The 14680-nt window shown below is 61.8% G+C and carries 14 protein-coding genes; 8 read left to right on the top strand and 6 right to left on the bottom strand.

Features of this window, described 5'->3' with window-relative positions; all coding sequences use genetic code 11:
* Positions 1-53: 53 nt before the first annotated feature.
* From AC1DYO_RS00465 to AC1DYO_RS00485, 5 genes are all read right to left on the bottom strand, one after another.
* The gene (locus tag AC1DYO_RS00465; RefSeq protein ID WP_477259262.1) at positions 54-1385 is read right to left on the bottom strand and encodes a UDP-glucose dehydrogenase family protein; all 1332 of its coding nucleotides are present in this window, start codon (positions 1383-1385) and stop codon (positions 54-56) included.
* Positions 1386-1440: 55 nt separating this feature from the next.
* The gene (exoK, locus tag AC1DYO_RS00470) at positions 1441-2322 is read right to left on the bottom strand and encodes an endo-1,3-1,4-beta-glycanase ExoK (protein ID WP_477259264.1); all 882 of its coding nucleotides are present in this window, start codon (positions 2320-2322) and stop codon (positions 1441-1443) included.
* 122 nt (positions 2323-2444) lie between these two features.
* Complete coding sequence (locus tag AC1DYO_RS00475; protein ID WP_477259266.1) at positions 2445-2840, bottom strand: hypothetical protein; 396 nt, start codon at positions 2838-2840, stop codon at positions 2445-2447.
* 126 nt (positions 2841-2966) lie between these two features.
* A complete protein-coding gene (locus tag AC1DYO_RS00480) occupies positions 2967-3989 on the bottom strand; it encodes a glycosyltransferase family 2 protein (RefSeq protein ID WP_477259268.1) in 1023 nt (340 codons plus the stop codon).
* A 127-nt stretch (positions 3990-4116) separates the two neighbouring features.
* Positions 4117-5244 (bottom strand): nucleotidyltransferase family protein, encoded by a 1128-nt coding sequence (locus AC1DYO_RS00485; RefSeq protein ID WP_477259862.1) that lies wholly within the window; start codon positions 5242-5244, stop codon positions 4117-4119.
* 497 nt (positions 5245-5741) lie between these two features.
* On the opposite strand from AC1DYO_RS00485, the gene AC1DYO_RS00490 reads away from it, so the two are divergent.
* From AC1DYO_RS00490 to AC1DYO_RS00515, 6 genes are all read left to right on the top strand, one after another.
* Positions 5742-5894 (top strand): lasso RiPP family leader peptide-containing protein, encoded by a 153-nt coding sequence (locus AC1DYO_RS00490; RefSeq protein ID WP_023684233.1) that lies wholly within the window; start codon positions 5742-5744, stop codon positions 5892-5894.
* Between the two features lie 175 nt (positions 5895-6069).
* Positions 6070-6339: a PqqD family protein gene (locus tag AC1DYO_RS00495; protein ID WP_477259270.1), complete on the top strand. Its 270-nt coding sequence runs from the start codon at positions 6070-6072 to the stop codon at positions 6337-6339.
* A 127-nt stretch (positions 6340-6466) separates the two neighbouring features.
* Positions 6467-6841 (top strand): lasso peptide biosynthesis B2 protein, encoded by a 375-nt coding sequence (locus tag AC1DYO_RS00500; RefSeq protein WP_477259272.1) that lies wholly within the window; start codon positions 6467-6469, stop codon positions 6839-6841.
* 3 nt (positions 6842-6844) lie between these two features.
* A complete protein-coding gene (locus AC1DYO_RS00505) occupies positions 6845-8764 on the top strand; it encodes a lasso peptide isopeptide bond-forming cyclase (RefSeq protein ID WP_477259274.1) in 1920 nt (639 codons plus the stop codon).
* Complete coding sequence (locus AC1DYO_RS00510; RefSeq protein ID WP_477259276.1) at positions 8761-9735, top strand: phosphoenolpyruvate carboxykinase (ATP); 975 nt, start codon at positions 8761-8763, stop codon at positions 9733-9735. Before AC1DYO_RS00505 ends, AC1DYO_RS00510 begins: the two co-directional genes overlap by 4 nt.
* Before the next feature lie 7 nt (positions 9736-9742).
* Positions 9743-11578 (top strand): ABC transporter ATP-binding protein, encoded by a 1836-nt coding sequence (locus AC1DYO_RS00515; protein ID WP_477259278.1) that lies wholly within the window; start codon positions 9743-9745, stop codon positions 11576-11578.
* Between the two features lie 47 nt (positions 11579-11625).
* On the opposite strand, the gene AC1DYO_RS00520 is transcribed toward AC1DYO_RS00515, so the two are convergent.
* Entirely contained in the window at positions 11626-11898 is a 273-nt protein-coding gene (locus tag AC1DYO_RS00520) for an exopolysaccharide production repressor exox (protein WP_477259280.1), read from the bottom strand.
* Positions 11899-12504: 606 nt separating this feature from the next.
* On the opposite strand from AC1DYO_RS00520, the gene AC1DYO_RS00525 reads away from it, so the two are divergent.
* Positions 12505-13182, top strand: a complete 678-nt coding sequence (locus AC1DYO_RS00525) for a sugar transferase (RefSeq protein WP_477259282.1) — start codon at positions 12505-12507, stop codon at positions 13180-13182.
* Between the two features lie 205 nt (positions 13183-13387).
* Complete coding sequence (locus tag AC1DYO_RS00530; protein ID WP_477259864.1) at positions 13388-14611, top strand: polysaccharide biosynthesis/export family protein; 1224 nt, start codon at positions 13388-13390, stop codon at positions 14609-14611.
* Positions 14612-14680 lie beyond the last annotated feature (69 nt).

The following is a 14680-nucleotide window of genomic DNA, read 5'->3' on the forward strand; positions in this document are numbered from 1 at the left end:
TTTTCGCTCGTAGAGGCCCAACCGGTCGGTCAATCTGTTTTCGCCGCCTGTCTTCACGCCGCCATCCTGCCAATCGAAAAATATTCGATACCGTGGCGGGCGATGACCTTGGGGTCGTAGAGGTTGCGGCCGTCGAAGATGACCGGCGTGGTCAGCGCATCCTTCACCGCGTCGAAGGAAGGGGCGCGGAAACTCTTCCACTCGGTGGCGATCAGCAGCGCGTCGGCGCCGCGCAGCGCCGCCTCCTTGGTGCCGCACAACAGTAGATCGTCGCGCAGGCCGTAGATGGCCTGGCATTCCTGCATCGCCTCGGGATCATAGGCCTGCACCTTGGCGCCGGCCTGCCACAGCGCTTCCATCAGGACGCGCGCCGGTGCTTCGCGCATGTCGTCGGTGTTGGGCTTGAAGGCGAGGCCCCAGAGCGCGAAAGTCTTGCCCTTGAGGTTGCCCTTGAAGTAGCGGTTCACCTTGTCGAACAGCACCGATTTCTGCGCGTTGTTGCGCTCCTCGACGGCGCGCAGCAGCTTGGCGTCGAACTTGACGCCTTCTGCGGTCTTGATCAGCGCGCGCACGTCCTTGGGGAAGCACGAGCCGCCATAGCCGAGGCCGGGATAGATGAAGTGGTAGCCGATGCGCGGATCCGAGCCGATACCCTTGCGCACCTCCTCGATGTCGGCACCGAGTTCCTCGGCCAGATTGGCCATCTCGTTCATGAAAGAGATCTTGGTCGCCAGCATGCAGTTGGCGGCGTATTTGGTGAATTCGGCGCTGCGCACGTCCATCACGATCATCTTCTCGTGGTTGCGGTTGAACGGCGCGTAAAGCTCGCGCATCACCGCCTCGGTGTCCTCGCTGTTGGTGCCGACGATGATGCGGTCCGGCTTCATGCAGTCCGAGACGGCGGAACCTTCCTTGAGGAATTCCGGATTGGAGGCGACGTCGAAAGCCAGATCCTCACGTCCGCGCGCCTTCAGCGTCTCAGCGATTTTGGCTTTCACCTTTTCGCAGGTGCCGACCGGCACGGTCGACTTGCCAACGACGATCTTGGGCGAGTCCATCTCGCGGCCGATGGTCTCGGCCACCGCCAGCACATATTTGAGGTCGGCCGAGCCGTCCTCGCCGGGCGGCGTGCCGACCGCGATCATCTGAATCTCGCCATGCTTGACGCCGGCCGCGGCGTCGGTGGTGAACTTGATGCGGCCGGCGGCGTGGTTCTCCTTGACCAAGGCCTCCAGTCCCGGCTCGAAAATCGGCACCAGGCCCTGGTTGAGCCGCTCGACTTTCTTTTCGTCGACATCGACGCACACCACCTGGTGCCCGACTTCCGCCAGCACCGCGGCCTGCACGAGACCGACATAGCCAATTCCAAAGACCGTCAAATTCATTCGGGTTAATTCCTGTTCACGCCCTTTGGCCTGATATGGCCGAGCCGGTTCAGATCTACTTTATGCTGCTTACACTACATGCCAGCGATTCCGGAAACTGGCATGGCTGGCCGAGCGCGGTGAAGGCGACGCGCTGTACCTGCATCGACACCTGACGGCCGGGATCCGAAAAGGCGCCCATCCAGTTTTTCAGCGTGTCACTGCCCCAGAGGCTGAAGAATATCTTCTGCGAATGGGTCGGCAATTGCTCGGGATTGGTGACTTCCTGGACCAGTTTGCCGTTGACGTACCAGCGCAGCCGGTCCTTTTCCCAGATGAAGGCATAGTCGTTGAAGCCCTTGTCGGTGCCGCCTTCGACTTCTGCCAGCTTCTCGTTCTTGGGCTTGCCGGCGATGTAGCTGTTGACCTGCACCTTTGAGGTGTCCTTGGTCAGGACCTCGAAGTCGATCTCGTACCAGGGCTGTTTGTCGGCAGGGCCGATATAGGTGAAGAACGCAGCGTTGAGACCGGAGCCGGTGTCGGTCTTCATCCGCGCCTCATAGGTTCCGTAGCCAAAGCGCTGCTTGGTCTGGATCTCGGCGCAGGCGAACTCGCGGTCCTTCAGTTTGCGCTTTTCGAAGCCGAGCGTCAGCATGTTGTCGGAAAGTTTGACCAGGCTCTTCGACCAGGTGCAGTTCTGGTGATTGCCGTTCGACCAGCCGTCGGAGACATACCAGCGCGAGCGATCGAAACTTTTGAAATCGTCGACGAAGGACGGGGCGCTTTGCATCTCTGGGGAAGCGTCCTGGGCGCGCGCGCGCTGCGCGGCGCCGAAAAGAGCTGCGGCCGCCGCCAGCAGAAGCGCGACAACGGAGAGAAGACGCATTTGCCGATTTGGCTGCGCCGAAATCATGGCATCGACTGCCACGACGAGGGTCGTCTTCGGATCTGCGTTCATATCAATTCACCTTTGTGCTGTTCCGCCCCAACCCAAAGTCACCGACTGGCCCACATCCCAACGGGCCGATCCCGATCCTCCGTCCCTCGAACTTTTCTTGTTTGTGCCTCGTATGACCAGCTTCAGCCGAAGCGGTCTGCGGATTTGACGTATTCGGCCTGCGAATCAGAACCCTTGCCATTCTCGTCGACGATCGCGTCGAGTGAATGACGCAGTTCCTTCATCCGGCTGGTCTGGCGCACCAATTCGGCGATGCGCTGTTCGCAATTCAGGATCGATTTCGTCAACTCGCCGACCTCAGACTGCTTGCTCGCCGACGCCGAGCCATTCTCCATCGACTCGACCAGGAAGGCCGCATTGGTGGATTTCGACCGATAGCGATTCTCCAGCCCGGTTCTCTCAGCCGCAATCTCGGCCGTGATCTGATCCAGCAGCTTTGCCAGACGGTCGAAACGCGCCAGATCGGTCTGCTTGTCCCGGGCCGGGTCTCTCGACCTGAAGCCGAAAATCGAAGCCATTCGGTTGGCCTTCCAAAATTGCTGCACCGCAACATACAGTGCCATCGTCGGAGCGCGTAGGCAACCTCCGAGTTTCGGAAAGGTAATTTTTTCAGCCTCGCTGCCGCCGGTTCGAGCTGAGGGAGCCTACTTTTCCGCCGCCGTGTTGGTGCCGGCCATGAGGAAGCGCAAGGGCGGCATGGGCTGCTGCCGCGGCGACAGACCGGCGTGGCGAAACAACGCATCGAGCTTGTCTGCGGCCACGCCACGAACGATGGGAATGAGGTTCGACTGGCTGGCGAGCGCATAGGCGGCGGCCGACGCCATGCCGCGCTCGGCCTTCACATCGAGGAAATTGCGCAGCCGGTATTTATCCCGCACATGCCGCTCGTGCTTGCGCAGCACGGCCTTCGACCTCTCGGGCAGACTATCGATCTTCAGCAGCGCCAGATCGGCATCGGCCAGGCGCTTCAGATCCTGCGTTTTGTGCCGGCCGCTCAGCGAATCGGCGCGCACGATGGCGCCATAGCCGCAGGACCGGATGACCTTGAAGCGCGCACCGCGGGCAAAGGCGCGGGCATAGAGTTCGTAGTCTTCGCCCAGACGCAGATTTTCGTCATAGCGCAGCCCATGCCTTTCAAGGAAAGCCCTTGATATGACCGGCTTGAGAAAGCCGAGTTCGCCGCGCTGTACGCGCCGCCTTGAAATGTTGCCCTCGATGAAACGCTCGAAATCGAGGAATTCCGGGTCAGCCGAAAAGGTCGGGGCGACGATCTTGGAGACATCGGTCGCCGTATCGTCGCGGATCAGCATGATGTTGTCGGCGGCGAAATCCCAATCGGCGCTGGCAAACAGCTGGCGGAACCGGCCCTCAAGGAAGAAATCGTCGGCGTCGAGAATGCTGATGAAGGGCGATTTCGACCCGGCAATGGCGGCATTGCGGGCAAAGGACGGTCCACGATTGACGTCATGGCGGATGACCGAAAGCCGGCCGCTGCCATCATCGGCGGCAGTGGCGACTTTTGCGGTGTCGTCGGTGGAGGCATCGTCGACGACGACGACTTCCGCCACCTCCGGCTCGCGCAGCGCCGAGGCGATGGCCGCGGGAATGGTCCGGGCCGCGTTGCGGGCCGCGATGATCACGCAGACCTGGGATTCTGATACGGACATGGGGACGCCTTTCAATTCCATAGATGGTTGCTGACTTTGCCCTGCCCCAACCCATCCTCCCATGATCCGTCGCCACCCAACCGGGACGGAACCGTCTCTGCCTGCTGCCGTTCTGCGATAGCCATCGTCACTGGCTTTCCGGCCGTTCGAAAATCCGTCGGCTGAGATCGGCGGACGCGGCCCAGCCGGCCTCGGTCAGGTAGCGGACAGGTTCGCGACCGCACAGTTCCCACAAAACGGTGCGCCGTTGCGGCCACTTCAGCGACGACAGCCACGGCGCGATGACCATGTGGAACAGGTCTTCATTGCCGATGCGTGACAGGATCTTGGTGGCCCGATCCGAGAGCAGCGTGCCGGCGCCGCCAAGCAGCACGTCGGCGGCGCGCAGGCCCAGCAGCAACGTGTCGGCCAGCCCCTGCTCGGCCGCGTAGTCGAGCACACTCTGCTGTTCCACCTCGCTCAGGCGGCTGGCGGCGGCCCTGATGTCGCAGACATAGCCCGCGCAAGGTTCGCGGTTGAACAAGGCCTTGGCGACACTGATGCAGGACAAAAGCAAGGTGTCGGAAGCCGAGATGAACGGCACGCTGGAGCCGGCGACCGCAAGCGCGCGCTTGCGACGCAGGAACCCGTCCGTGTCGCGCGGGCTTGGCGATCCCGGCTGCTGCAGCCGGTAATGGAGATCGACAGTGGACGATTTCTGACCCTGACTGCGAACCATGTGCTGCTCGCCCAGAAAGCGCACCCACCAGACGGAGCGGGACTTGCCGGCGACCTCATAGCCGATCGAGCGCAGCGCATCGCGGGCTTTGAAGAACCCGGCCGGCGATACCAATATGTCGACATCGCCGGACGGCTTCATGAAGTGGTCGCCATAGAGCAGCCGCTGTTGGAACGGTCCCTTCAGGAAGACGAAATCGATCCGCCTGTCGCGCAGCGCCTTGTCGATGGCCATCGAATCCATAATGCCGGACGAGTTCATCGCGATCGTGCGCCGGCGGTAGGTGTCGAGCCACTCGAGCAGCCCCGGCGGGGTCTCGCCCACGGGCGGGCGCGACAAGGCCTTCAGGACAAAGGTCGCGACCTTGTTCAGCCTGGCGATGTCGCAAACATTGGCAACGGAGATGGCCGGCGCAGGCGCGGTGCTGGCGCTCGCCTCCGAATTGAAGAATAGCCGCAGGCACGCCTGCACATAGGCCACTTCGTCGGCGCAGCCGGCGGTGCGCAACCTCTCGAAGGTCCCTTCCTGCAAGGCCATATGCTGCAGCATCTCCGCAAAAAATTTCGTGAGGCGCATTATATTGCAAGTGCGAAGCAAAGCATCGCCAAAATCATCTGCCGCGTCCAGTTTTTCCTTAGCGCCGATTGTCCTACAACCTGGGCGTTCAGCAATACAATCGCGCAACGGAGTGCAAGACGCAGCCGGAATTGGGTCCGGCACCGGCACGCCTGCAGCAATTTTTTGCGAATGTGGCTGCGCCTAAAAGGCAGGCATAACAGGCGAAAAATTTAGTGTAATTAAATCAGTTGCTTAATTAAGTGTCATGGAGACCGTGTTGAATTCTTCCGGGATGAGCGGCTAAAGTGCAGATGCAAGCGTTTTGATCACCATTGAAGGCGGCCGCAACCGAGAATTGATTAACGGCGGGTAAATCAGGCTTGACTCATAAATGCTGCCATGCAGCTATTGCGGTGCAGCAATAGATCGCTGCCGGCAATCGACAGGCCGCTTCCAGTCCATAAGTGGAGAGTAAAATGGAACAGAATGTTGAAAAGCATGAGTACGAAACCCCAAGCCTGACGGTCCACGGCTCGATCGAGACCATCACGCAGGGCGGTAGCGGCACCACGGCACTCGACGCCTCGTTTCCGGCACATACGCCGGTCGGCGAACTCACCTTCTCCTGAGACTCTTCTCGTTGGGGTGACAAAGTCCGGACTCTGAAACAGAGCGCACCAAGGGGAGTCGGGGGTCAAACCCCGGCTCTCGCGTCTTGTCCGGAATTGCCGAAGCGTTGGTGTTGTAAGCGGTGTCGTGTGAGCGAGGTTTAGGATGGACTGGAACCCCTCGGAGCATGATCGGGTGAGCGCGAGCAAGGATGCCGTGGCCTGCGAATTCGGCAACGGCCTGGCGCTGCTCGATATGCGATCCAACATCTATTACAGCCTGAACAGCGTCGGGGCCTATATCTGGGAGCTGATCCAGGAGCCGAAGCCGATAGCAGAAATCCGCAGCGCCGTGCTCGAGCGCTACAATGTCGCGCCCGAACGCTGCCGGGCCGATGTCGACGGCTTGTTGAAAGGCCTGGCGGACGCCGGGCTTGCGAGGCTCCATGATGAGGAACTTGTCTAGAGCGTTTCACCGTTTCACAGAAACGGCGAACCGCTCTATCTCTTTGTTTTCACGCAATTCCGGACGGGAAAACCGCACACACTTTCCCTGGAATTGCTCCAGAGTTCTCTCGCTGAGCGGGCCGGAGATGCTCTTTCTCGCCCATTGCCTCGCGGTGGTCGTCGCTGTGCGGTTGGGGCTTACCCTGCTTTCCTACAACAAAGTGCGCCGCGTGGTGACGCGGCTCGACGCGCACGAGCCGGCCGGCATCGGCGATCTCAGGCGCGTCGCCTGGGGCGTTGCGGCCGCGGCCCGGCTGGTGCCGGGTGCCACCTGCCTCACCCAGGCGCTTTCGGGCCAATATCTGCTTGCCCGCCAGGGCAGCGCTTCGAAGATCCGCATCGGCATCGAGCGCGATACCGGCGCTGAATTGAAGGCGCATGCCTGGCTGGTCAGCGGCGACCACATCGTGCTTGGCGGCTCGCTCGGCAGGTTTACCCATCTCGTTGACCACGGCCAGTGACCGATGAGCGGCGTCGCCGGAATTCTGCTCAGGCAGGAAGGCAAGCCCGCCGCTGCGGCCGACATACAGCGCATGCTTGCCCGCATGCAGCATCGCGCGCCCGACGGCAGTTCGTGGTGGATGGACGCAAGCGTCGTTCTTGGCCACGCCTGGCTCAACACCACCGATGAAGCCGGCCCCGGCCCGCTGACCATGGCCGGCGGCAAGCTTGCGATCACCGCCGACTGCCGGCTGGACAATCGCGACGAATTGCTGGCCAGGCTCGGCATCCGGGACAGTTCGGTTGCCGACGCGGTGCTGTTGATGCGCGCCTATCTGCGCTGGGGCGAAGCCTGCCCCGAACATCTGCAAGGCGACTTCGCCTTTGCCATCTGGGATGGCGAGCGCCAGCAGCTGTTTTGCGTGCGCGACCATTTCGGCGTCAAACCCTTCTATTACCATTCGAGCGACCGGCGCTTTGTCTTTGCCTCGGAGATCGGGCCGATCCTCGATGTCGGCGGCGTCGACATGCGCATCAGCGAGCACCAGATCTCCGGATTTCTCGCCGGGCTGCCCGACGATCCGCAATCCACAGCCTATGCCGATATCTTCCGCCTGCCGGCGCGCCACAGCCTGACGGTGACCGGCAACCAGGTGGTGTTGCGCCGCTACTGGCAGATCGAGCCGTCGCAAAGGCCGACGCGCGCGGACGCGGCCGAGGAATTCCGCCATCTGTTTTCGCAATCGGTGCGCAACCGCATGCGCGGCACGCCGGCGGTCGGTGCGATGCTGAGCGGAGGGCTCGATTCGTCCTCCATCGCCTGCGTCGCAGGGCTGCAGAATGCCGCGCAGCGAAAGCCGAGGTTGCCGACCTTCTCGCTGGTGTTCGAAAAGGGTTCGCCAATGGACGAGCGCCCCTTCATCGAGGCGGTGCTGGCGCAGCAGAAGGTCGACGGCACTCTCATCGGCGTTGGCAACTACGCCCCCTTCGCCGAGTTCGAGCGCATTCTGGAAGAGCAGGAAGAAACGTTCCTTGCGCCAGGCCTGTCGCTGACCCGCGATATCTACAGGACCGCCGGCGCCAAGGGCATGAAGGTGCTGCTGGACGGTCATGGCGGCGACGAGGTGGTTTCGCAGGGCCACGGCCATCTGCATGAACTCGCCGATGCCGGCAGATGGATGGAACTGTGGCGAGAACTGCGCAGCGCTTCCAACACCTATGGCGACGGCATGCTCGGCCTGTACTATCAGTTCCTCACCCTTTACGGGCCGGCCTGGCGTATTGCCAAAATCAAACGACTGGCAAACCGCGCGCTCAACAAATTGCGGCGCCGTCCCACTGGGCGGCCGGCGACGAGCTGGCGCGGGCTGATCAATCCCGATCTGGCGATGCGCACCGACCTCGTCGAGCGGTTTCGCCGGGCCGGCTATATGCCGCCCGCGGTCAGCGCCAGCGAGACCTTGACCCATCGCTGGCTGCTGTCGAACGGGATGGTGCCGCACGCTTTCGAGGTTCTCGACAAGGCTGCCGCCAATTTCGGCGTCGAGCCGCGCTACCCCTTCTGGGACAAGCAGCTGGTCGAGTTCTGCCTGGCGCTGCCCGGCGCGGAAAAGCTGAACCAGGGTTTTGGCCGCTCGGTGCTGCGCCGCGCCATGGAAGGAATTTTGCCGCCGGCGGTGCAGTGGCGGCGCGACAAGATCGATTTCACCTCCAACCTGGTCAAAGGCATGCTCGGCAATCATCGCGATCTCCTCGACAAGGTGCTGGTGGCGGATGCGGCCCTGATCGCGCCTTACGTCAACCTGCCCGAAGTGACCGCCGCCTATGGCCGGATCTCGCGGCAACCGGAGGCGGCCACCTTGCCCGATGTTCAGTATGTCTGGCGCTCGATCGCGCTGTCGCTGTGGCTAAGGCAAGTGCAACTGCGCGGGAGCCACGCATGATGCCGGCCAACATGCCACTCGCCGCCGATTCGAACCCCGATGCCGGTCAACCCAAGGCTCGCGCGCAGCGCTTCTACAAGGCTTATGGCCTGACGATCGCTTCGCAGATCGAATTGCCCGAGTTGGAGCCGAGCGCGCCGGCTGCTGTCGATGTGCTGATCACCATCGGCGCGATCGATCTGCCAAAACCCTCGCCCGAGACCGGAACTGCTTTCCGCTTCGAGCCGCGGCAGCAATATCTGGCATGGCAGACGGTCGGCGCCTTCCTGATAACCGACGCCTGCCGCATCAAGGTGGAGCCGGCACCTGATGTGGACGATGCGCTGCTGGCGTTTCCGCTGCTCGGTCCGGTCATGGCGCTGCTCCTGCATCAGCGCGGCCTGCTCATCCTGCATGCCAGCGCCATTGCCGTCGGCGGCAAGAGCGCTGTTTTCATGGGCGACAAGGGCGCCGGCAAATCGACGACGGCGAGCGCAATGCTCCGTGACGGCCATCGCTTGCTGACCGATGATGTCGTGGCGCTCGATCTCGCCAGCCAACCGATGATCGTTCCGGGCTTTCCGCAGTTGAAGCTCGCCGCCGATGCCGCCGCCGCCATCCCGATCCAGGCGGAGATACGCCCGCAGGTGCATGCGGCCATCGACAAGTTGCAGCATCGCCTACATGGCGGATTCTCAGGCGATGCGGTGCCGGCGACACGGATCTATATCCTCGAGCGCGGCGACAAGGCAGCGATTACGCCGCTGCCAAGCATCAGTGCCCTGCCGGCCCTCATCAAATTCTCCTATGTGACGCGGTTCGGCCGCCCGGCCCTGGTCGGCGATTTTGCCGCGACGCATCTTCGCCAGTGTGCGGCCCTGGCCAACCAGATCGGCGTCTGCCGCCTCGAAGTGCCGACCGGGCTCGACCGTATCGGCGAAGCCGTCGCCCTGATCGAAAACGATCTGGCAGCCGACAACGAGCCGCGGTGAGCAGAGCATGTCGGTATCGAAGATCTTGCAGCTGTCGTTTTACCTAGATGTCGCCGGACTTGGCGCGGCCATGGCCCGGATCGGCGGACGCAGGACGCTGACGGCATTGCTGTTTCTGATCCTGGGAAGCCTGACCGAAGGCATCTCGATCCTGCTTCTGGTGCCGCTGCTGCATCTGGTCGGGCGGCCCGAGCAGAATTTTGCGGTCAAACTGCCGAACAACGATTTCGTGCGCTGGCTGGCGCCTGACGGGACGCTGCAATTCACGACGGTGCTTGGCCTGCTGGTCGGGCTTGTCGCGCTGCAGGCGGCGTTCAATCGCTACAAATCCGTCTACATGGCCCGGCTGCTGCTCGACTTCATCAACCGCCTGCGCATGAACCTGTTCGAGAGCATTGGCAAAGCGCGTTGGGGGATTTTCGCGCGCATGCGCAGCTCCGACCTCGACCACGCGCTGACCGGCGACATCGACCGCGTCCAGTCGGCGGCTTTCTCGCTGCTGATGCTGGTGCAGATCGCCGTGCTTCTGGCTGGCTATCTCGTGGTTTCGCTGTTCATTTCGCCCGTCATGACGGCGTTCGCCATCGTCGTCGGCATCGTTACCTTCCTGGCCCTGCAGCCGTTTCGCGCGCGGGCCAGCGCCTTCGGCCGGGTTTTGACCAGCAATCGCCAGGAGCAGTACCGCACGGTCTCGGAGTTCCTCGGCGGCATCAAGGTGGCCAAGAGCCTGAACGTCGAGGCGACCTACTACGCGCAGCTTCGCGCGACGCTGGAAAAGATGAAGGCCGACAACATCAACTATGTGCGCAACAGCACCATCGGCACCGCTTTGTTCCAGGTCGCCAGCGTCATCGGCCTCAGCCTGTTCATCTATGTCGCTCTGGTCCGCTTTCATCTTTCTCTGGCCGAGATCGTCGTGCTGCTTCTGGTGTTCATGCGCATTGCGCCGCGCTTCATGGATATGCAGATGCAGGCGCAGCAGGTGCTGATCAATCTGCCCGCCTACGCCTCGATGCGTGACATGCAGGCGCGTTTCGACGCCGAGCGCGAACCGGCGAATCCCGAATCCGCGGCCAAGCTGACGCTCGATATCGGGCTCAACATCCGCAACGTCTCCTTTGCCTATGAGGCCGGCGGCAAGCCTATGGTGAGCGACGTCACCTTCGGTCTTCCCGCCGGCAAGGTGACGGCGTTGATCGGCCCGTCAGGCTCGGGCAAGAGCACGCTTGCCGATATGCTGCTTGGCCTGCTGGAACCCAGCGAAGGCAAGATCCTGGCCGACGGCGTCGAGATCAATGCTGCCAACCGGCGGCACTGGCGTGACCAGGTGGCCTATGTGCCGCAGGATGTGTTCCTGCTGCACGACACGATCGCCGCCAATCTACGGCTTGCCGCGCCACAAGCCAGTGACGCGGAGCTGTGGACTGCACTTCGCGCCGCGCATGGCGCTGACTTTGTCGAAAGACTGGAACTGCGGCTCGACACGGTGGTCGGCGACCGTGGCGTGCGGCTCTCAGGCGGCGAACGCCAGCGCATTGCGCTGGCGCGTGCGCTGCTGCGCAAGCCCTTGCTGCTCATTCTCGACGAGGCGACCAGCGCGCTCGACTGGCAGAACCAGTCCCTGATCGCCAAGTCGATCGACGGCTTGCGCGGATCGATGACCATCCTGACCATTGCGCACCGTCCGTCGATGATCGCCTTCGCCGACTGGGTGGTTGCGATCGAAACCGGCCGGATCGTCGAAGTCGGGCAATATCAGAGATTGAAAGCAAAGGCCGGCAGCCGCCTGTCCAGGATGCTTTCAGGCGAGCAATCGGAACCGGAGCCGGCCGAAGCAAGCTGAGTCCGGCTGCAAGATGATCCGAGGCCGACGTCGCGGCCTCAGACTATTCAATGCACGCTGCGCCTGGCCGAGAGCTTCTCGCCTTCAGCCGCCTTGTCGGCGCCGAGGCTTCTTTCGGCTTCGCGAGCCCTGTCGGCCGTTGTCGGCGCGCTCCTGGCGATCATCACATAGACCAGCAGGAAATAGCCGATCTGGATCAGAACCGCGCAGCCGATGACGCGAAGCACCGTTGTGGTGAGCGACGCACCGTCGACATAGGACCACGCGACCACGATCGCGAGGGCGAAGACCATTCCAATGACGAATTTTGGTAACGACATGTTCGGCGGCCCGTCAACCGGCCCGAGCATGCAAAAGCGATGACTTACCCACCCGAGTATCTCCCCATTCGCCATGCGAGCTTATTCAGCTGCTCTTTTTCGGCCGGTTGCTTCCGGCCTTCCCAACCCATCCAGACTCTAACAGGAATAATTTGCGACTCTATTAAGGCGCGAAACTGACGGCAAGGGCAACCTGCGATAATTTTCAGTCTGCCAACGCGTTCGACTCTGCCATGCTGCGATGCACACGCATGGGTGGTGGCCTAACTCGTCAAACGATTCCTACTTCAGTAGAATCTACAATGTTGATTAGTATTTTATTTGAATAATTTGGCAAAACGAGTGATTCGAAAATCAGTTAAAGCCATTCCCTCTGCGGTGAAGGACGATTCGCCCAAAATTGGCCGAAAAAAGGCATTACATTTCCTGACGTTGCTAATTATTCGTCACAAACTTGCCATAAAGGGCAAAATTTGGGCAGGGAGCGTTTATTATTTAGTCAATTCATGACGTGACTATTTCACCCGTATGGGAAATTGTGTGTTGCGCTGCAGCATTTTTTTGGTATCGTGACATAAACCATCCGTTCAACGTATGGAGCTTTGCATGAGGGACGTTGCCAAGTCGGCCAATGCGACATTTTCGCAGGTCGGCGTAGATTTTCCGCCACCTATCGGCGGGCTGCTGAAGCGCAGTTTCGATATTTTCGGTTCACTTGTCGGCCTAGTGGCGCTCAGCCCACTGTTCCTGATGGTGGCTCTTCTGGTCAAGCTTTCCGACGGTGGCTCGATCTTCTACGGACACAAGCGAATCGGACGCGGCGGGCGGATTTTCCCCTGCCTCAAGTTCCGCACCATGGTCGAAGACGGCGAACGCGTGCTGACCGCTTATCTCGCGGCCAATCCGGAAGCCAACGCCGAATGGATCGCGACCCGCAAGCTGAAGAACGATCCGCGCGTCACCCGCGTCGGCGCCGTTCTCCGCAAGCTCAGCCTCGACGAGCTGCCGCAGATCATCAACATCCTGCAGGGTGACATGAGCCTTGTCGGGCCTCGTCCCGTGGTGCGCGACGAGCTTGAAATCTATGGCAGCGCCGCGGTTTACTATTTGAAGTCGCGGCCGGGCCTGACCGGGCTCTGGCAGGTCAGCGGACGCAACGATGTCTCCTATGACAGCCGCGTCGCGTTCGACCGCCACTATGTCGAGAACTGGTCGCTGTTCGAAGACGTTCGCATCATCCTCAAGACCGTACCTGCGGTGTGGATGTCGCGCGGTTCCTACTGACCGACCGGAACTGGTCAGCAATCGGGCCAATCCGGCCCGAAGCCAATCCGGCCCAAAGCCATTCGGCGATGGGCCGGCCTTGCATTGCAGCCGCGGTGCTCAGTCAGCATTCGGCAGCAGGCCTATCGGGCGGATGGGGCCAAAGCGGATCGGAAACGTTCAGTTGAAAACAGACATATCAGCCTATTTTCGCCTTGCCGGCCCGATGCGGCCCGCAGGGCTCGTCGCCACGTGCCTCGCTCTGTCGCTCACGGTTCCGGCCATGGCCGACGAATACCGGCTCGGCTCGCAGGACAAGCTCAACATCCGCGTCGCCGAATGGCAGACCGTCGAAGGCACGTTCCGTGACTGGTCGGCGGTAAACGGCGAATATTCGGTCGGTCCCGCCGGCAATTTGTCGGTGCCGTTCGTCGGCGAGTTGCCGGCCGCCGGCAAGACCACGTCGGAGATTGCGGCCGCCATCAGCGTTGCCCTGCAGCGCAAGCTTGCCTTGTCGGACAAGCCGGAAGCCTCGGTGGAAATGGTGCAGTTCCGGCCGTTCTACATCTCGGGCGAGATCCAGACGCCTGGCCAATTCCCCTATGTGCCCGAGCTGACCGTGCTGAAGGCGATCAGCATTGCCGGCGGTATAAGGCGCAATTCCGACTTTGGCTCGCAGCTCGGCAAGGACCTGGTGACCGCCAAGGGCAATTTCGACATTTATGACGACCAGCGCGTCCGGCTGATCGTCAGGCGCGCCCGCATCGACGCCGATCTCGCCGGCCAGGCGAGTTTCGAAGCGCCGAAGGAGGTCGAGGGCGATCCGCGCTTGCCAACCATCGTCGCCGACGAAATGCAGATCCTGACCTCCGACCAGAAAGCGCTGAAGCTGAAGCTGCAGGCGCTCGATGATCTGAAAGGTGTGCTGCAGGGGGAAATCGACGCGCTGCAGAAAAAGATCGTCAACCAGCAGAAGCAGGTCGAGCTGGCACAACAGCAGGCGGACAGCATCGGTCCGCTGGCGCAGAAGGGCCTGATCGCCAACGCACGCCTGCTTTCCTCGCAGCAATCGGTTACCGACCTGCAAGGCAAGATCCTGGACTATGAGACAGCGATCCTCACCGCCAAGCAGTCGGTCAGCAAGGCGACGCAGGACGCCATCGACGCCCAGAACACGTTGAGTTCAAGCCTTGCCGCCGACCGGCAGCAGGTCGAAGCCGACCTCAACGAGGCGGCACTCAGGGTCAACATGCAGAAGGGCCTGATGGCCCAGGCATCGGACCCGGCCACGACCGCCGCCATCACCAACAACAGTGAAGAGCCGACGCTCATCTATTCGCTGGTGCGCGTTACCGACGGCAAGACCAGCGAGATCGACGCCAAGGAAGATACGCCGGTGCTGCCGGGCGACGTCATCAAGGTGAAGCTGGCGCCGATGGCCAGCCAGTAGTTCCTGTCGCTAGGCCCGCTCGGCGAGGTCAGCGCGAGGCAGGCGGAGGAACAATTTCGGCTCGTTCGC

Source organism: Mesorhizobium sp. P2_F5 (assembly GCF_056403715.1).